The sequence below is a fragment of the Paenibacillus rhizosphaerae genome (assembly GCF_014192015.1).
Classification (GTDB): Bacteria; Bacillota; Bacilli; order Paenibacillales; family Paenibacillaceae; genus Paenibacillus_AQ; species Paenibacillus_AQ rhizosphaerae.
This window is the reverse complement of record NZ_JACHXJ010000003.1, coordinates 671200-690750: the sequence shown is the minus strand read 5'-3', so window position 1 is coordinate 690750 and position 19551 is coordinate 671200. Positions and strand designations below refer to the sequence as shown.

Here is a 19551-nt window from a genome sequence, read left to right as displayed (position 1 = left end):
AAAACTTTGTTTAACCAATATACAAAGTCGATCCGATGTGTTACTATGTTCCTGTAAACGTTTGCGACAAGCAAATTTTGAGGAGGATTAATTACATGGCATACTTTGAGAACGTTGGGAAGATCGCTTATGAAGGAAGCCGTTCGACCAATCCGTACGCGTTCAAATTTTATAACCCGCAAGAAGTGGTAGCAGGCAAAACGATGGAGGAGCATCTTCGCTTTGCGATGGCTTACTGGCATACGCTGACAGCTGGCGGTTCCGACCCGTTCGGCACAGATACAGCTGTCCGCAGCTGGGACAAATACGACGGCATGGACAAGGCCAAAGCCCGCGTAGAAGCCGCTTTTGAATTTTTGGACAAAATGAACCTGCCGTTCTTCTGCTTCCACGATATCGACATCGCACCGGAAGGAAGCAGCCTGCGCGAATTCTACAGCAACATCGACACGATCGTCGACCTGATCAGCCAAGGCATGAAAACCTCCGGCAAGAAGCTGCTGTGGAACACGGCTAACATGTTCACGAACCCACGCTTCATGCACGGTGCCGGATCGACCTGCAACGCGGACGTGTATGCCCACGCTGCAGCTCAAGTCAAAAAAGGCCTCGAAGTCGGCAAACAGCTTGGTGCGGAAAACTACGTATTCTGGGGCGGACGCGAAGGGTATGAAACCCTGTTGAATACGGACCTCAAGCTTGAAATGGACAACATGGCCCGCCTGTTCCATATGGCTGTGGATTATGCGAAGGAAATCGGCTTTGACGCCCAGTTCCTGATCGAACCAAAACCGAAGGAGCCGACGAAGCATCAATATGACTTTGACGCGGCGACGACGATTTCGTTCCTGCAAAAATACGATCTCGACAAGCACTTCAAGCTGAACCTGGAAGCCAACCATGCAACGCTGGCCGGACATACGTTCGAGCACGAGCTGCGCGTAGCACGCATCAATGGCATGCTTGGATCCTTGGACGCCAACCAAGGCGACATGCTGCTCGGATGGGACACCGACGAGTTCCCTCTGAACATTTACGATTCCACGCTTACGCTGTATGAAGTGCTGAAGAACGACGGTCTCGGCAAAGGCGGCATCAACTTCGACGCCAAAGTACGCCGTCAGTCGTTTGAGCCGGAAGATCTGTTCCTGGCGCATATCGCAGGTATGGATACGTACGCTAAAGGCTTGAAGGTAGCCGCTAAGCTGATCGAAGACCGCGTGTTCGACGATTTCATCGACAAGCGCTACGCCAGCTTCAAGGAAGGTATCGGCGCAGACGTCGTATCCGGCAAAGCAACCTTGGCTTCCCTGGCCGAGTATGCGCTGAACAATGAAAATCCGCGCCGCAACGAGTCCAGCCGCCAAGAGCTGCTGAAAGCGAAGCTGAACCAATACATCCTGGCCGAGTAACAATAACGGTAGCAGGCATGGCCGGTTACAAGGCCGGTCATGAAACCTCTTTGAAATGCAACGAAGGTTGCCTGAAGAAAGCTTCTTCGGGCAGCCTTTTTTTGAACCGGATTTCCTTAAGGAACATTCAGGTATTCATAGATGTTCATTCGATCCATACAGGAGGAAAAGTATGAAATACGTTATTGGTGTTGATCTGGGAACAAGCGCCGTCAAGACGGTATTGGTGAATCCCCAGGGAGAAGTCGTGCACGAGCACTCTGAAGCTTACCCGCTGAGCAGACCTGAGCCGGGCTGGAGCGAGCAAAATCCGGAAGATTGGGTGGACAAGACGCTCGTCAGTCTCCGCAGATTGATGGAAAAGTCGGGTGCCGACCCGCAGCAGGTGGAGGGCCTCAGTTTCTCCGGCCAAATGCACGGCCTTGTGCTGGTGGATGCGGAGGGAAAGGTGCTGCGTCCGGCCATTCTATGGAACGACACCCGCACGACGGCGCAGTGCCGCAAGATCGAGAATACGCTGGAATCGAAGCTCCTCGGTATTGCCAAAAACCGCGCTCTGGAAGGGTTTACGCTGCCTAAAATTTTGTGGGTACAGGAGAACGAGCCGGACCTTCTGTCCCAAGCCAGCTTGTTCCTGCTGCCGAAGGATTACGTGAGATACCGCCTCACAGGCGAATATGCGATGGATTATTCCGACGCCGCAGGCACGCTGCTGCTGGATGTCTCGGGCAAAACGTGGAGCCAGGACATTGCCGCAGCTTTTGATCTGCCGCTGTCGCTTTGCCCGCCGCTCGTGGAATCCTTTGATCAAACGGGCACGCTGCTGCCTGACATCGCTGAGACGTCCGGCCTGCTGCCATCGACCAAGGTATTCGCGGGCGGTGCGGACAATGCTTGCGGCGCCATCGGTGCGGGCATTTTGCAGGAAGGGCAAACCATGTGCAGCATCGGCACATCAGGCGTCGTCCTCTCTTTTGAAAGCCGCAAGGACCTGGACGTCGACGGCAAGCTTCATTTCTTTAATCACAGTGAAAAGGACGCGTACTATGTCATGGGCGTTACGCTTGCGGCCGGTCACAGCCTGACATGGTTTAAGGAAACGTTCGCCAAGGAAAAGAGCTTCGATGAGCTGCTTGAAGGTATCGGGTCCATTCCTGCGGGCAGCAGCGGCCTGCTGTTCACGCCGTACATTTCCGGGGAACGAACCCCGCATCCGGACGCGGATATCCGCGGAAGCTTTATCGGCATGGACTCCGGCCACACGCTTTCCCATTTTGCCAGAGCGGTGCTTGAAGGCATTACGTTCTCACTGCGGGAATCGATCGACATCGTACGCGAATCCGGCAAAGAAATCCATGAGGTCGTTGCCATTGGCGGCGGTGCACGGAACGAAACGTGGCTGCAAATGCAGGCCGATATTTTCAACGCAACGATCATCAAGCTCGAAAGCGAGCAGGGCCCGGCTATGGGAGCGGCGATGCTGGCTGCATATGGCTGCGGCTGGTTCCCGTCGCTGACGGACTGTGCGAAGGCGTTCATCCGTCCGGCCAAAACGTACGCGCCGAACGCGGAGCGGGCCGAATTGTACAACGGCTTGTTCAGCCTGTATCAGGAAGTATACAGCCAAACCCGCGAGCTGAACCGCAAGCTGGTTCCTTACCGGAACTAGGAAGCTGGAGCCTCCCTTGCCCGGATGAGATGCGGATAGCCTTGCTTAATGTCTAATTTAGACATGATTTTTTATCGAATTTTCGGGGTACTGCAATCGCTTTCAGGACTTTAGAATAAGGGTAGATCATCAGTACCTTGCCTATTTGGCGGTAAAAATAGCGGGGATTCCCCAAAACTGCGGACCGTAAGGCTCTGTTCAGCTAGGCGTGTGCTGCCAATAACTTTTGAGATCATTCATTTAAAATGCTGAAAAGCAAATAGGGCGGGAAGTCCGATCCATCGGGCTTCCCGTAATTTCTTAAGAGATCAGAAAGTATAAGTTTCGGAGCTTCTGCTTCCTGATCTCGCAAGAAAAACCTGCTCTAGAAGCGGTCTGTCTTCTTTGAAGGTACGTCGATAGACGTTTCTTAAGGCAGCCTGATATACGAAATCACGCTTCGGCCGCCGGTCCGGCAAGGTGCAGAACGAAACAACCGTTCATCGCGGATAAAGGGAGAGATAAGCGTGGAGCAAAGCAGCAAACGCGCCGCCAATAAAAGGCTGTGGTACCGGAAGCCGGCCTCCGTGTGGGAGGAAGCGCTGCCGATCGGAAACGGACGGCTGGGAGGCATGGTGTTCGGCGGGGCGGAAGAAGAGAAGATTCAATTAAACGAGGACACCTTGTGGTCCGGATTTCCCCGGGACACGGTTAATTATAACGCCCTACGGCATCTGGAGCCGGCCAAGGCATTGGTCGCCGAGGGCCGGTATACCGAAGCGGAGGCGCTGATCGAAGCCGGGATGCTGGGACGCCGCACGGAATCTTACCAGCCGCTCGGCGATTTGCATTTTGCCTTTGGCCGCATCGATCAGATTACCGATTATGAGCGCGAGCTCGATTTGGAGCATGCGGTCGCGTCAATTTCCTTTCAAACCGGCGGGGTGCGCGTCATCCGCGAAGCTTTTGCGAGCCGGCCGGATGAGGTCATTGTCGTCCATTTCCGGGCGGAACAGTCAGGTGGACGGAGTCCGGCCGGGAAGGCGGAGCTGCCGGAGTTGTCGGCTTGGCTGACCTCTCCGCATCTCAGCGATGTGAGCGCAGAGCCGGCGTCCTTGGTTCTGACAGGACAAGCTCCGTCGCATGTCGCGGACAATTACTTAGGGGATCATCCTCAGTCGGTTCTCTACGAAGAAGGACTGGGTCTCCGGTTTGCGGCCGTGCTGACGGTTCGGACCGATGGTGAGCTGAAGGAGGAAGAAGGTCGGCTGCGGATCGAAAAAGCGAGCACGGTCACCTTTGTGCTGGCTGCAGCGACCGATTTTGCAGGCTTTGACGTCATGCCGGGCGCATCCGCCGTCGATCCGGTACGCTTGTGCCGGGAACATACCGACGCGGCGGACAGTGATTATTCTCATCTGAAACAGCGGCATTTGGATGATCACCGTGGGCTGTTTGACCGGGTGGAACTGCAGGTGGGGCTGAGCCCACGGCTTCCGCAGGCTGAAGCGGAGATGCCGACGGACGAGCGCCTGCTGCTGTATCGCCAAGGCGGCGACGATCTGGCCCTCGAAACGCTGCTGTTCCATTACGGACGCTATTTAATGATTGCCGGTTCGCGTCCGGGCACGCAGGCGCTGAACCTGCAGGGCATTTGGAACCCGCACAAGCAGCCGCCTTGGAACAGCAATTATACGACGAACATTAATGCCGAAATGAACTATTGGCCGGCTGAGGTATGCGGTCTGGGAGAATGTCATGAGCCGCTCTTCGATCTGATCCGGGAACTGAGCATCACCGGCAGCCGGACCGCGGCGATCCATTACGGCGCAAGAGGCTGGGCGGCTCATCACAACACCGATTTGTGGCGGATGTCGACGCCTTCGGATGGGCGGGCCATGTGGGCGTTCTGGCCGATGGGCGGCGTGTGGCTGTCCAGACATCTGTGGGAACGGTATGCGTTCCGGCCGGATGCGGCCTACCTGCAGGAGGTGGCGTATCCGCTGATGAAAGGAGCCGCCTCGTTCTGCCTGGACTGGCTTGTCCAGCTTCCCGACGGACGATGGACGACGGGGCTCTCGACTTCACCGGAGAACGTCTTCCTGACCGAATCGGGAGAGCGTTGCAGCACGGCTGCCGGCTCGGCGATGGATATGGCACTCATTGACGAGCTGTTCGGACACTGCATCAATGCAGCTGAAATGCTTGGGATTGATGAGGATTTCCGGGAGGAGCTGTCTTCGAAAAGGGAGCGTCTGGCACATCCCGGCATCGGGCAGGACGGCCGGATGCGGGAATGGGAGCGCGATTTCGGCGAGAACGAGCCGGGGCATCGACATGTATCCCATCTGTACGGAGTTTACCCGGGAGACACCGTCAACGAGAATACGCCGGAGCTGCTGCAAGCCGCCTCCTTGTCACTGGAGAAGCGGATCGAGGCGGGAAGTGGGCATACGGGCTGGAGCGCGGCCTGGATTTTCAACCTGTACGCGCGGCTTAAGGAGCCGGCAAACGTATACCGCTCCATCCGGCGGATTCTCAGCGACTCCAGCCTGCCAAATCTGTTCGGCAACCACCCGCCGTTTCAGATTGACGGCAATTTCGGTTATGCGGCCGGCGTTGCGGAAGCGCTGCTGCAAAGCCATCTCGACGAGATCCGGATGCTGCCGGCTCTGCCGGAAGCCTGGAGCGAAGGGGAAGCCAAAGGACTGCGGGCGAGAGGCGGTTTTGTGGTGGACATGAAGTGGAGCGCCGGAACGCTCGAGGAAGCGGCAATAACCTCCACGCATGGCGGGACCTGCCGGATCGCAGACCACTCCCTGTACCGGGTGCAGGGGCCGGACGGACAGGAGCTTCCGGCCGGCGGGTTTGTTACGGTGGCGGGCGAGACGTACCGGATTACACCACGGGACAAAGAAAAGGTATCGGTGAGCTGAAGCTGAGGCTGAAATGAAAGCCTAAGGAGCCGGTGAAAATGATTTTTTGTTACGGGCTAAAGTTATGGGCCAAGGTTCCGGGCTATCGACGAATCAACAAAAGAAAGGAAGTGGGTACGTGATTAACGATAAACTGCCTAAGATTTGGTACGGCGGAGATTATAACCCTGAACAGTGGGGACCGGAAGAATGGAAAGAGGACCAGCGGATGTTCAAGCTGGCCGGGATCGACGTGGCGACGATCAACGTGTTTTCCTGGGCGTTAAACCAGCCTGATGAGGACACTTACGATTTCGGGTGGCTCGACGAAACGATGGACCGTCTGCACAAGGACGGCGTTGGCGTCGTACTGGCGACGAGCACGGGGGCACATCCGGCCTGGATGGCCAAACGGCATCCGGACGTGACCCGCGTCGATTTTTACGGACGGAAAAGAAAGTTCGGCGGAAGACATAATTCCTGCCCGAACAGCCCGACATACCGCAAATACTCCCGCTTGATGGCGGGCAAGCTCGCCGAGCGCTACAAGGATCATCCGGCGCTGCTGCTTTGGCATGTATCCAATGAATACGGCGGTTTCTGTTACTGCGACAACTGTGCCGCCGAATTCCGCGTCTGGCTGCAAAAGCGTTACGGCAGCCTGGATGCCGTCAACGAAGCATGGAACACCCGCTTCTGGGGCCACACCTTCTATGACTGGGACGAAATTGTGCTTCCGGACGGGCTGAGTGAAGAGGGCGAAGGCAACGTCAGCGCTTTCCAGGGCATTTCCCTGGATTACCGCCGGTTTATGTCCGATAGTCTGCTGGAATGCTACAACATCGAGGCGGAAGCGATCCGCGAGCATTCGAAGGACGTGCCGATCACGACCAACCTGATGGGGACGTTCCCGCTGCTCAACTACTTCGACTGGGCGAAGCATATGGACATCGTCTCTTGGGATAACTATCCGTCTCTGACGACACCGGTCAGTGAGACCGCCATGACGCATGACCTGATGCGCGGCCTGAAGCACGGGGCGCCGTTCATGCTGATGGAACAGACGCCGAGCCAGCAAAACTGGCAGGCGTACAACTCGCTCAAGCGTCCCGGCGTGATGCGCCTGTGGAGCTATCAGGCCGTTGCCCGCGGCGCGGATACGGTCATGTTCTTCCAAATGCGGCGCTCCAAGGGGGCCTGCGAGAAGTTCCACGGCGCCGTCATTGAGCACGTCGGACATGAGAACACGCGGGTATTCCGAGAAGTGGCGCAGCTCGGGGAAGAGCTGGGGCGTCTCGGGGACACGCTGCTGGATGCGGTAACGGAAGCCAAAGTCGGCATCGTGTACGACTGGGAAAACCGGTGGGCCATGGAGCTCTCGAGCGGACCGACTGTTGAGTTGAATTATGTTCGCGAGGTGCATAAGTTTTATGACGCCCTCTTCAAGCAGGGCATCGAGGCGGACATGATCAGCGCCCTAGGCGACTTCAGCAAGTACGACATCGTGATCGCGCCGGTTATGTATATGGTCAAGCCGGGCTTTGCCGAGAAGTCGGAAGCGTTCACTGCCGCCGGCGGCACGTTTATTACGACGTTCTTCAGCGGCATCGTGAACGAGACCGATCTCGTGACCCTTGGCGGATATCCAGGCGAGCTCCGCAAGCTGCTCGGCATTTGGGCGGAGGAAATCGACGCCCTGCCGCTCGGACAGTACAATGAAATCGTCATGAAGCAGCCGTACGGTAATTTGGAGGGCAGCTACAAATGCGAGATGCTGTTTGATCTCATTCATGCTGAAGGCGCGGAAGTACTGGCCGAGTACGGCTCGGACTTCTACAAAGGCATGCCTGCACTCACGGTGAACCGCTTTGGCGAAGGCAAAGCGTATTACGTCGCGACCAGCGCGGACAGCGACTTCATGGAAGGCTTCCTCGGAGCCGTCTGCGCCGAGAAAGGCGTTCAGCCGCTGGTGCCTGGGCTTCCTGCCGGCGTAGAGGTTGCCCGCCGCGTGAAAGAAGGACGCTCATTCTTGTTCGTGCTGAACCATAACGCCGAGAGCGCAACGGTTCACACGGGGGACGCTAAGCGTCGGGATCTGCTCAGCGGGGTAACCGTGGACGGGGCAGTTGAGGTGCCGGGACGCGGCGTCATGATTTTGGCGGAAGCAGAGTAAAGACGAAGCATTGCGGATAAATACGATTCAATTCAAATAAAAGCAGGCTTTGCGGGATCCCCGGCAAAGCCTGCTTTTTTGTAAAGGCAATTTACTGCACCCATTGATTGCGGATGGCCAGCACGACGGCCTGGGTGCGGTCCTCGGCCCCGATTTTTTGCAGGACGCGGTGAACGTGGGTTTTGACCGTGCTTTCGCTAATGTGGAGCTTGGCGGCGATATCCTCATTTTTGAGGCCGTAGGCCATTTCCTGCAGTACTTCCAGCTCGCGGTCGGTCAGCGGGTCCGGCAGGGACAGCCGCACGTCCTGGCGGTCCTGGAACGATTCCGACTGGCGCAGCGCCTCTGAAATCATCCGGGCCGCGGCCCCCGTCCGGTAGATGGCTTCGCCGCGGCTCGCCGCGCGGATGGAATGGAGCAGCTCCTCCGGTGCCGCATCTTTCAGCAAATAGCCGACGGCTCCGGCCCGAATGCCTTCATACACGTATTCCTCTAGGTCGAAGGTGGTGAGGATGATGACTTTGCACTCCGGCAGCTGCCGCCGGAGCTCCCGTGCCGCCTCGATCCCGTCCATGCCGGGCATTTGCACGTCCATCAGGGCGATATGCGGCTGCGTTCGGAGCGCAAGGGTTACGGCTTCGCGGCCATCCCCTGCCTCCCCGCACCATTCCATGTCCTGCTGTGCTTTAATAATAAACCCGATGCCGTGCCTGATCAGGGGCTGGTCATCCGCGATGATGATGCGGATATGTTCTGGATCCATATTAGCATTCATTCCCCTCTGTTATTGGGTGTCGCTGCGGAATAAGGCAGGCTTGCGGTAATTTCCAGGCCATGGGGAACGAGGGGGATGACCGTCAGACTTCCGCCGGCTTTTTCACACCGCTCCCGCATAGCGGTCAGTCCGAATCCCGGCTGGATTGGACCTTGCGCCACGCCGTTATCCCGGATGGTCAAGACGATGCCTTCCTCGTTACCTATAAGCCGGACCTCACCCTGGGTGGCCTGGGCATGGCGCATCATGTTGGTCAGTGACTCCTGAAGGATGCGGTAAAGGACGTACAGCTGCTCCGGGGCGATTGTGCCGGAGATATCCATGGTAAAGGCTACCGGAATCCCGCTTCGCTCACTGAAGGTATCCGCCAGCTTCCTAAGCTCCTTCAGCCCTTCGCCGGGCCGGACAAGCCCCATTTCGTGAACGACCGTTCTGACGTCCTGAAGGCATCCGCGGGCTACATCCGTCACCTGCCTGAGCGTCGAGCGGGCTTCGTCCGGCGCCGCTTCGATCATGTACGGTAGCGCCTGCAGCTGCACGATCACGGAGGTCAGGCCGTGACCGATGCTATCGTGGATATCGGCTGCGATCCGGCCGCGCTCCTCCAATACCGCATAGCGCAGCGCCTGTTCGGAAGTCTCCTCCAGCTCTTCATGAGTTTGGCGCAGGCTGCGGTAAGCAGCCTCCAGCTCCTGATGAGCGGCCGTCAGCTCATGCAGATGCGTTTCTTTCATCGTTCGGGTCGTTCTCCGAAGCCTGCCGGCTAAAAATAAAAGATAGACCGCCGCGAGAATCAGGCATTGGGTCATCACTGCTTCCAAAGTCCGATGCTGATCCAGCAGGATCCACGCTGCGGTAGCTATATTTAGAACGGTGTATGCGGCCGAGTACGATGTCGGCAGCCGGTAACTCACCCATCCCAGCAGAAAAAAGACGATAATATACAAGCTGCCGTCAAGTCCCAGCATGACCCCAATGGAAGAGATACCAAGCAAGGCGCACACGGCAAAAGCGGGAGCCGGCCCCCGGCGGGTAAACCACCGGGGACGCCATTGCAGGCACAACGCGGCCAACGTCAACAGCACGCCGGGAACAAATGCGCGAGGCTCACCGTACATTCCGTTCTGAATCGCGGAATACACGATCAACAAACTCAGCAGCGCCCTTCTGGCCGGATTGGCAGACTGTATTGTTCGTTCGTCGTTGCCTGTTTCCATAGCAGGTCTCCTTTAGCTGGCACATTGACGTCGCGTTTCAGATCTTTACGCCCTTTGTCCCATCATCGCCTGATATCTCCGGTAAATGACGTAACGGCGTGCGCAGATGGAACCGAGCGGCATGAACATCAGCGCATTTGCGATGTGATAGAAGGCGTGAGTCTGTCCCCAGGACTGAGCAAGGACCCGAAGAACAAGCACGGCGAGAAACAGCACGATGCTGGCAATGGAACCCTGCACGGTAACCTGGCCGTCCGTTCCCATGCGCATTTTTTCCATTTTACCCCGGATGATCCCCGTTGCCAAACCTGCTGCGGCAAACACGGCGAACAGCACCACTTCGACCGGACCTACCGTTGCCCACGGGATGGAGGAAAGGGTCATTCCTCCCCATAACACAGGAACGATCCATATGCTGGAAGGGCGGAAGGTTCTTTCTCTAGCGGTAAGCCAGATGACAAGCAGGATAATAATATAAGTTGAGTATTGATCCATCGCGAACACCTCATTCATTTATCGTGATGAGTCCAGCATACCAAGGAGAACCGGCCGCGTAATCGAACCGTGTGGTGATTTTCTTTCGGCCGATGTACACCCGGAGATGTACATGACTGTGGACGAACAGGTTTGGGCTTTTCTTTTTCCGATAATTTTGTTAAAATGACAGCAAGCATTTCATCCTGAAGAAAACGAGGTAACCACACAGCCGATGGATAAACATGACTGTTCTCTGTAATCTGCAAACCAACTTGATGTTGAAACCATGCAGTTTCTGCGCCTGCCGCAGGGAAGAGAATCGTTATGTCTATTTTCAGAGACTGGAACCCTCACCGATGGATACGGAAAATGCTTTTTTTGTGCGTTTTTGACGTGTTCATGGGGTAATCTCGTGCCGGAATTATGATGTTCGGGACGGTATTTCGGACGGGTGTTCCCTCTTCTTAACATAGACAACGATAAACGAATTTCCTGCCGTAGGCGATACTGCCTGCGGCTTTTTTGATTCGTGAAATGGATCAGAGGCCGGGGCTGGACTGAAACGGCTGGTTTTTCTGAAACGACGGAAATTCAAATCTATGTTCTAAAGGGTGATGCTTAATGTTGAACATCGTTAAAACGAAACATATCGCCAAAGAATTCAAAGGGAAGACCATTTTTGAAAATATAGACCTGGAAATCTACGAAGGCGAGAGGCTGGCGCTTTTCGGCGTCAATGGCGCGGGGAAGACGACGCTGCTGCAGATTCTGACCGGGCAGCTGGAGCCTGACCGGGGCGCCGTGGAGCGTGGAGTCCCGCTGGAGCAGTGGGGATATATGACGCAGACGTCGGAAGAGTTAATGCATCTGACCGCGCTGGATGCGGCGGGGCGCGAAAGCGGCGAGCTGTGGCAGATCAAGTGCCGGCTGAAGGAGCTTGAGCAGGCGATGGCGACTGGCGAAGTCAGTCCTGAGCTTCTGGAGGAATACGGCCAGCGGCTCGAGCAGTATGAGCTTAGCGGCGGTTTTGACTGGGAGACGGGGCTGGAGAAGCATTTGACCATGCTCCACATCGGTCCCGAGCTGTGGCCGGCCCCTTTTGCCGATCTGAGCGGCGGTCAGAAAACCAGGGTTAGACTGGCGGCCCTGCTGGTCAAAAGGCCGGAGGTGCTGCTCCTGGACGAACCGACCAACCATCTGGATGAGGAGAGCATGAACTGGCTGGAGGATTGGCTGCGTCACTATGAAGGCACCGTCATTGTCGTTTCCCATGACCGGACCTTTTTGGACCGGGTGGTGACGGGAGTCTGCGAACTGACCGAGAGCGGGCTGAAAAAATATAAGGGCGGCTACTCCGATTACCGGCGGGAAAAGGACCGCGAACTGCGGGAGCAGGAGGCGCTCTACAAGAAGCAGAAGCAGGCCCGGGAAGCGCTGGAGGAATCGATCCGTAAATACCAGGAATGGTTTCACCAGGCCGAGAAATCGGCGGACAAAAATACGGAAACGAAGGCAGCGCTGCCTTACTACAAAGCGAAAGCCAAGAAAAACATCTCCAGGTACCATGCCAAGCAAAAAGAGCTGGAGCGGCTCGAGAGCGAAAGCGTGGAGAAGCCGAAAAGCGGACCGAAGGTCAACCTGCAGCTGGGTGAAGGTGGGTTCTCCGCCCGTGTGCTGGTGCGGCTTGAGCAGCTGTCATTCGGCTACGGGGCGAAGAAGCTGTTCGACAAGTTCAGCCTGATCCTCTCCCGCGGCGACCGGCTGGCCGTGCGGGGGCCGAACGGGGCGGGCAAATCGACCCTGCTCAAGCTGATCATGGGCGAGCTTGTTCCAGGCGAAGGAACGGTATGGCAGCATCCCGCCCTGAAGATCGGTTACTTCTCGCAGGAGCTGGAGGTGCTGAACGAAGAGGAAACGCTGCTGGACAGTCTGCTCCGCCTCCCTTCGATGACCGAGACGCATGCGCGGACGCTTCTGGGCTGCTTCCTGTTCAAGCGGGAGGACGTGTTCAAGCGGATCGGGGATTTAAGCATGGGGGAGAAATGCCGTGCGGCCTTCGTGCAGCTGTATTTCTCCGGGGCGAATTTGCTCGTGTTGGATGAGCCGACGAACTATTTGGACATCTCGACGCGGGAAGTCATCGAGGAGGCGTTATCCGCTTATCCGGGTGCCCTAGTCGTGGTGTCCCATGACCGGATGCTGATCCGCAAGCTCGCGGACCGGCTGCTGACCGTCTCCCATACGGAAGAACCGCATTTGTTTGAGGGCACGGTTCAAGAAGAGGAAGAGCAGCTGGCCAGACATAACGGAGCGCTGAAGGAGGATACTGACAAGGAAAACGCGCGGCTGGCGCTGGAATGGGAGCTGACCCGGCTGCTGAACGAAGAAGGCGGGAGCGACGAGGAGGCTGCGGAACGGATGGCGAGCATCCGCAGGCTCCGGAGTGAGCTGGAACGGCTGTAATTCGAGAAATGAGGTCTGGTTCTGCGAAAAATGGGCATGCTGAAGAAGGGAAAGCCTATTGATTTAGGCGATTCGGACTTGTCAATTCAGCTTTTTTTGCCTATAATTATTGACTATAGTCAACGGACTGATCATGGTGAATGAATGAGCCATATGGATCAGCCATTGCAATCCAATTTATATGCCAAGACAAATGCGTTGATGGAGATAAGTAAGCAGTGCCTCTTTACAGGGAGGGGACGCCGGAGATTGAGAGCGTCTCTACAGAAACAGGCTGCCGAAATTCCCTCCGGAGCAGTTCCCTGAACGAATCCAGGCGACAGTATATGTGCTGACAGGATTCCGCGTAGGGGATACCGTTTCTCGATCGTTACATCGAGTGAGAGTGAGATCAAGCAGGCCAGCAGTTCGCGGGTGCGAATCAACATGGCTTTTCGCTTGTCTAACAAGGGTGGTACCACGGTCTTTTCGTCCCTTTTCGGGAGAAAAGGCCTTTTTTTATTTCTTGGAAATTTTTTTCTGAGGATCCCTGCTAAGTACCTGGGGAGTTATCAGGGCAAAGGCTCTGTTTTGCGGGGCATTGGATGGGTCGAAAACAGTATTGGCGATTTCAAGAAGGAGGCAGGAAGTTCATGAAAGAAAAGCTGGAAGCATTGCGGCAGGAAGCGATCGCGCAGCTGAATGACGTAGCTGACGTACAGACGCTGAACGATTTGCGCGTGAAGTATCTGGGAAAAAAGGGGGCGCTGACCGAGGTTTTGCGGGGCATGGGCGCGCTTAGCGCGGAGGAACGTCCGTTGATCGGCCAGGTGGCCAATGACGTTCGCGGAGCGATCGAGGGATTGATCGAGTCCAAGCAGCAGGCTTTCCAAAAGGCTGAAACGGAGCAGCGCCTGCAGGCGGAGAAGGTGGACGTTACGCTCCCGGGCCGCAAAATGACCCAGGGCGGCACCCATCCGCTCAACAAAGTCATCCAGGAAATCGAGGAGATTTTCATCGGCATGGGCTACCACATTGCGGAAGGACCGGAAGTGGAGACCGACTATTACAACTTTGAAGCGCTGAACCTGCCGAAGAACCACCCGGCGCGCGACATGCAGGACACGTTCTACATTACGGAGGAGCTTCTGATGAGAACGCAGACGTCGCCGGTGCAGATCCGGACGATGGAACGCATGGAGGGCAAGGTGCCGGTGAAGATCATCTGCCCGGGCAAAGTGTACCGCCGGGATGACGACGATGCGACGCACTCGTTCCAGTTCTACCAAATCGAAGGCCTGGTGATCGGCGAAAACATCCGCATGAGCGATTTGAAAGGCACGCTGCTGCAATTCGTCCAAGAAATGTTCGGACCGAACACGCAGATCCGCCTTCGTCCAAGCTTCTTCCCGTTCACAGAGCCGAGCGCGGAGGTCGACGTAACCTGTGCCAGATGCGGCGGCAGCGGATGCCGGGTGTGCAAGCATACGGGATGGCTGGAAATTCTGGGCTGCGGCATGGTGCATCCGGAAGTGCTGCGCAAGGGCGGCTACGATCCGGAAGTGCACAGCGGCTTCGCGTTCGGCATGGGGCCGGACCGGATTGCGATGCTGAAGTACGGAATCGACGATATCCGTCATTTTTATGGCGGCGACGTGGCATTCTTGAAGCAGTTTGCCCGCATGTAAGCGTAAGGTTAGCGAATACGGGAAGAAGGAAGGGAACGTAAGTGAAAGTATCGACAGAATGGTTATCCGATTATGTATCACTGGAAAATGTAACGGCCGAAGAGCTGGCCGAGCAGATTACGCGCGCGGGCATCGAGATCGACGAGGTTGAGCACCGCAATCACGGCATTTCGAAAGTCGTCGTGGGTTATGTGAAAAGCAAGGAGAAGCATCCCGATGCGGATAAGCTGAACGTCTGCGTCGTTGACGCGGGACAGGGCGAAGACCTGCAGATCGTCTGCGGCGCGAAAAACGTGGATGCCGGACAAAAGGTACCCGTAGCCCTGGTTGGCGCCCAGCTGCCCGGCGGGCTGGAGATCAAAAAGGCCAAGCTGCGCGGCGTCGCTTCTCAAGGCATGATTTGTTCCGCCAAAGAGCTGGGCATGAACGACAAGCTGCTGCCGAAGGAGCAGCAGGAGGGCATTTTCGTCCTGGAGGAGAACGCGGAGATCGGAACGCCGATCACTTCCGTGCTTGGCCTGGACGATAAGATACTCGATTTTGACCTGACGCCGAACCGTTCCGACTGCCTCAGCATGCGGGGCGCGGCTTACGAAGTGGCGGCCATTCTGGGCCGCGACGTCAAGCTGCCTGATCCGGAAAGAGAACTGGTTGAGGTCGCTGATGCGGCAAGCAGCCATATCTCGGTCCAAATCAGCTCGCCGGAGCACTGCAGCCACTATACCGCGCGTTATATTACGGGCGTGAAGATCGCGCCATCGCCGCAATGGATGCAGAACCGCCTCATGGCTGCGGGCGTCCGTCCGATCAACAACATCGTTGATATCACCAACTATGTCATGCTCGAATACGGTCAGCCGCTGCACGCGTTTGACGCGGACCGCCTGACAGGCGGGGCCGTAGACGTCCGCCTGGCCCGTGAAGGCGAAACGCTCGTGACGCTGGACGGCCAGGAGCGCAAGCTGGAGCCGCACATGCTGCTCATTACCGACGGCGTGAAGCCGGTCGGATTGGCCGGCGTTATGGGCGGATTGGATTCCGAGGTCACGGACAGCACCGTAAACATTTTGCTCGAATCCGCCAAGTTCGACGGAGGCACCATCCGCAAGACGTCCCGCCAGCTCGGGCTCCGTTCCGAAGCTAGCCAGCGCTTCGAGAAGGAAGTCGATCCGGGTGCGGTCATTCCGGCGCTGAACCGGGCTGCGTCGCTGATCGCCCGCTATTGCGCAGGAACGGTTCATAAGGGCATCGTCGAAGCAGGAGCCGCACAGGCGGAGGAAAAGGTGATCGTTCTGTCCTTCGACAAGCTGAACCGGTTCCTTGGGACCGAGTTGTCGATGCTGGAAGTGAAGACGATTTTTGGCCGTCTCCATTTCCACGCTGCGGATACCGCCCAGGGCATTCTGGAAGTGCAGGTGCCGACGCGCCGCGGCGACATTACGAAAGACGTCGACCTGATCGAGGAAATCGCCCGCCTGTACGGGTACGACAATATCCCGACGACGGCGATCGAAGGGCCGACGACGCCGGGTGGCTATACGAAGCCTCAGGCGATCCGCCGCGAAATCCGCAGACTGTTCACTCATGGAGGATGGCAGGAAGTGATCAGCTACTCCTTTACCCATCCGGAGCTGGCCGTACTGTTCCCGGCCTTAACGGAAGGAAGCGTGCCGGTGAAGCTGTCGATGCCGATGAGCGAGGAGCGCAGTGTGCTGCGTACGAGCATGCTGCCGCAGCTGCTTGATATCGCGGTGCACAACGCGAACCGGAAGCAGTACGATCTGGCGCTGTTCGAAGTGGGCAACGTGTTCTTCTCGCAGGAGGAGACGCTGACAGTTCAGCCGAAAGAGCTGAACGTGCTGTCCTTGCTGCTGTGCGGCAGCCGCGGGCAGAAGCAGTGGAACCATTCGCCAGAGAAAGTCGATTTCTTCGACCTGAAGGGTGCCTTGGAGACCCTGTTCGGGGATCTGGGCCTGGAAGGGGCGATCCGGTATGTGGCGAACCAGCCGGCCGGATATCATCCCGGACGTTCGGCATCCGTCTATCTCATCAATGGCGGCGGTGAGCAGGTGCTGATCGGAACGCTCGGACAGGTGCATCCGGAATTGCAGCAGGAGCGCGGACTCGGCGATGTGTACGTTGCCGAAATTCTGCTGCAGCCGCTGTACGATCACGCCGATTTCGATATCCGCTATCAGGAGCTTCCGCGCTTCCCGGCTTCGGAGCGGGATATTGCGGTCGTAGTGGACAGCGCCGTGGAAGCCGGTTCCCTGCTTGAGTCGATCCGCGAAGCCGCGGGCGAGCTCCTGCAGAACGTGCAGGTATTCGATGTGTTTACCGGTAGCAAGCTCGGCGAAGGCAAGAAGAGCGTCGCGATTTCGCTCGTCTACCGCCACAACGAGCGAACGCTGACGGATGAGGAAGTAACCGCGGCTCATGGCGGCGTCGTCAGCGCCCTTGAGCAAAAGTTTCAAGCGGAATTAAGAAAATAGCAGGAATTGAATCCCATCACATCGAATCCTTAGACACAGAGATTCGATGTGATTTTTTTATGGAGAGAACAAGACATCTTAGAGTCAACACACATATGAAGGAGGGCACAACTGTGACTACACCTGATCGTACACGCGTCTCCGTGGAGATCTACGGGACTTCTTATAAACTGGTAGGCAGCAGTGCCGATTATATGAGGAAGATTGCCAGTTATGTCGATGAACGGATGAATGCTATTTCCAAAAGCAATTCCCGGCTGGACACCCCAAGGATTGCCGTTCTGGCCGCGGTTCATATGGCGGAGGAAGCCGTGCAGATGCAGGATCTCCGCAACGAAGTGAAGATGTTGACCGGCGAGCGCAGCGAGCTGCGCTCGCAGCTCACCAGGCTGCAGTCCCAGCGGGACGAGCAGCTGGCGGAAGTCAACAAGCAGAAGGAAGAAGCGCAGCAGATCAAGAAGGAGAATGAAGAGCTGCAAACGCGGCTGGAGCAGGAGAAGGCTGCGCTTGCGAAGGAGCTGGAGCAGTCCCAGTCCGAGCTTACGGCGCGGCTGGAACAGACGCGCAATTCTTTGACGAAGGAGCTGGATCAGCTCCGCGCTTCGCTGAAGCGGGAAACGGAACAGAAGGAATCCTTGCTCCGCAAGGAGAAACAGGCCGCGGAGCAAATGCAGAAGGACAAGCAGGCTGTGGAAGAACGGCATCAATCGGCCGTGCAGGAGCTGGAACGGCAGCATGCGGCTGCGCTTCAATCCGCCGAACAGAAGCGGGTCGGAGCATTGAAAGAGGCGGAGGAGAAGAATCGCGCGAAGATCACCGAGCTGGAGCAGAAGCATCAGGGAGCCGTCAAGGAGCTTGAAGAGAAGCATGCGGCCTCCATTCAAGAGCTGCAGAAGCAGCTGACTGAGCTTCGCGGCAGCAGCGGCGAGCTCCAAGAGAAGCTGCAGAACATGGAGCAGGAGCTGAAGAACGCCAAGGAGGCCTATTCCAGACTGCGGCAGCAGCATCAAGTCGTGCTGGTGCGCGAGGAGGAGGCCAAGGCACAGGTGCAGGCCCTGACCGATCAGGAGGAGGCGCTAAACGGACAGATCAGCAAGCTGAAGGACGAGGCGGCCGCTTCGGAAGAGGAACACCGCCGTATGCAGAAGCTGCTTGAGGATTACAGCGAGGCATCCAAGAAAATGACCGGCGAAATTGCCCAGCTGACAGCCGAAGCTGAAACCCTTCAAGGCACGATCGAGAAGCAGAAGGAAGAAATCGGCGAATTGGAACTGCAGGTGCTGGAAGCCGGCGAGCAGAACGAGACGCTGGAGACGGGCATGGCTTCGCTGCATGACGAGCTGAGCGTGCTGAAAGAGCAGGCGGACGGAGAGAGTAAGCTCCGCCAGGAAGCCGAACTGCAGCGTGAAACGCTCCGGCAGGAGCTGGACGCGAAGGAAGAGCAGTTGCAGCAACTTGCTCAGGAACTGGCAAACAAGCAGCAGCAGCTCGAAGCCCAGGTGCAGAAGCTGCACGCGCAGGAGATGTCTTCCTCGGAGCAGGAAGAGGAGCTTCAGCGTTTGGAGGAGCGGCTGGAAGCCCAGCAGCAGGAGCTGGCTGCGAAGGAGCAAGAGCTGGAGTCGCTGAAGCAGGCGTTGCAAGGGCGGGAGCAGGATCTGCAGGATTACGGCCGGCAGATCGAGGCCAAAGAGGAGCAGATTGCAGGCCTGGAGCGGCAGTCGAGCCAATATGCGCAGCAGCTTAAGGATCTTCGGCTTCAATTGGAGGAACAGCAGGAAATGTATCTCGAGCTCGAAATCCAATCGGAGGAGCAGCAGGAGAGCGTACAAAACCTGCAGCAGGAGCTGGAGAGAAGACGGGAGATCCATGCGGAGCTGCAGCTTCAGGCGGAAGAGGAACGGAAACGTTATGCCGGCCTGAAGGAACAGTGGGAAAAGCAGCAGGCAAGGTATACCGAGCTGCAGAGCCGTTCAGGCGAATACGAGCAGCAGTGCGGTGAGCTGCGGAAGCAGGTAGCTGAGCATGAGGAGCAGTATGAGCTCGCCCAGCTTCTGCTTGAAGAGCAGCAGGAGCAGTACGCAGCGCTGCAGCAGGAGCTGGAGGAGCAGCGGAAGCAGCAGCAGATGTCCGCGCAGGCGCTGAAGGAACGCGAGGAGCAGTATGCAGCGCTGCAGCAAGAGCTGGATGAGCAGCGGAAGCAGCAGCAGACGTCCGCCCAGGCGCTGAAGGAACGCGAGGAGCAGTACGCGGCGCTGCAGCAAGAGCTGGATGAGCAGCGGAAGCAGCAGCAGACGTCCGCCCAGGCGCTGAAG

The 19551-nt window shown here is 57.1% G+C and carries 11 protein-coding genes; 8 read left to right on the top strand and 3 right to left on the bottom strand.

Annotated features, from left to right (window positions below):
- Positions 1-95: 95 nt before the first annotated feature.
- The 4 genes from xylA (at position 96) to FHS19_RS19735 (ending at position 8148) form a co-directional block, all read left to right on the top strand.
- Positions 96-1412, top strand: coding sequence for a xylose isomerase (gene xylA / locus FHS19_RS19750; protein WP_183583535.1), 1317 nt, complete (start codon positions 96-98; stop codon positions 1410-1412).
- Positions 1413-1584: 172 nt separating this feature from the next.
- Positions 1585-3081 (top strand): xylulokinase, encoded by a 1497-nt coding sequence (gene xylB, locus FHS19_RS19745; RefSeq protein ID WP_183583534.1) that lies wholly within the window; start codon positions 1585-1587, stop codon positions 3079-3081.
- Between the two features lie 506 nt (positions 3082-3587).
- Complete coding sequence (locus tag FHS19_RS19740) at positions 3588-5996, top strand: glycoside hydrolase family 95 protein (protein WP_183583533.1); 2409 nt, start codon at positions 3588-3590, stop codon at positions 5994-5996.
- A 118-nt stretch (positions 5997-6114) separates the two neighbouring features.
- Positions 6115-8148 carry a beta-galactosidase gene (locus tag FHS19_RS19735; protein ID WP_183583532.1) on the top strand — a complete coding sequence of 678 codons (2034 nt, stop codon included), beginning with the start codon at positions 6115-6117 and terminating at the stop codon, positions 8146-8148.
- Between the two features lie 91 nt (positions 8149-8239).
- On the opposite strand, the gene FHS19_RS19730 is transcribed toward FHS19_RS19735, so the two are convergent.
- The 3 genes from FHS19_RS19730 to FHS19_RS19720 are packed head-to-tail and all read right to left on the bottom strand — an operon-like array spanning position 8240 to position 10635.
- Positions 8240-8911: a response regulator gene (locus FHS19_RS19730; protein ID WP_183583531.1), complete on the bottom strand. Its 672-nt coding sequence runs from the start codon at positions 8909-8911 to the stop codon at positions 8240-8242.
- Positions 8912-8919: 8 nt separating this feature from the next.
- Positions 8920-10140 carry a sensor histidine kinase gene (locus tag FHS19_RS19725; RefSeq protein ID WP_183583530.1) on the bottom strand — a complete coding sequence of 407 codons (1221 nt, stop codon included), beginning with the start codon at positions 10138-10140 and terminating at the stop codon, positions 8920-8922.
- 45 nt (positions 10141-10185) lie between these two features.
- Positions 10186-10635 carry a CcdC protein domain-containing protein gene (locus FHS19_RS19720; protein ID WP_183583529.1) on the bottom strand — a complete coding sequence of 150 codons (450 nt, stop codon included), beginning with the start codon at positions 10633-10635 and terminating at the stop codon, positions 10186-10188.
- Between the two features lie 603 nt (positions 10636-11238).
- On the opposite strand from FHS19_RS19720, the gene abc-f reads away from it, so the two are divergent.
- The 4 genes from abc-f to zapA form a co-directional block, all read left to right on the top strand.
- Positions 11239-13080 (top strand): ribosomal protection-like ABC-F family protein, encoded by a 1842-nt coding sequence (gene abc-f / locus FHS19_RS19715; protein ID WP_183583528.1) that lies wholly within the window; start codon positions 11239-11241, stop codon positions 13078-13080.
- A gap of 632 nt (positions 13081-13712) precedes the next feature.
- Complete coding sequence (pheS, locus tag FHS19_RS19710; RefSeq protein ID WP_183583527.1) at positions 13713-14747, top strand: phenylalanine--tRNA ligase subunit alpha; 1035 nt, start codon at positions 13713-13715, stop codon at positions 14745-14747.
- Between the two features lie 41 nt (positions 14748-14788).
- Positions 14789-17239 (top strand): phenylalanine--tRNA ligase subunit beta, encoded by a 2451-nt coding sequence (gene pheT, locus FHS19_RS19705; protein WP_183583526.1) that lies wholly within the window; start codon positions 14789-14791, stop codon positions 17237-17239.
- Positions 17240-17352: 113 nt separating this feature from the next.
- Positions 17353-19551, top strand: a 2199-nt coding sequence (gene zapA / locus FHS19_RS35350; protein WP_183583525.1) for a cell division protein ZapA, incomplete at its 3' end; no start/stop codon positions are given.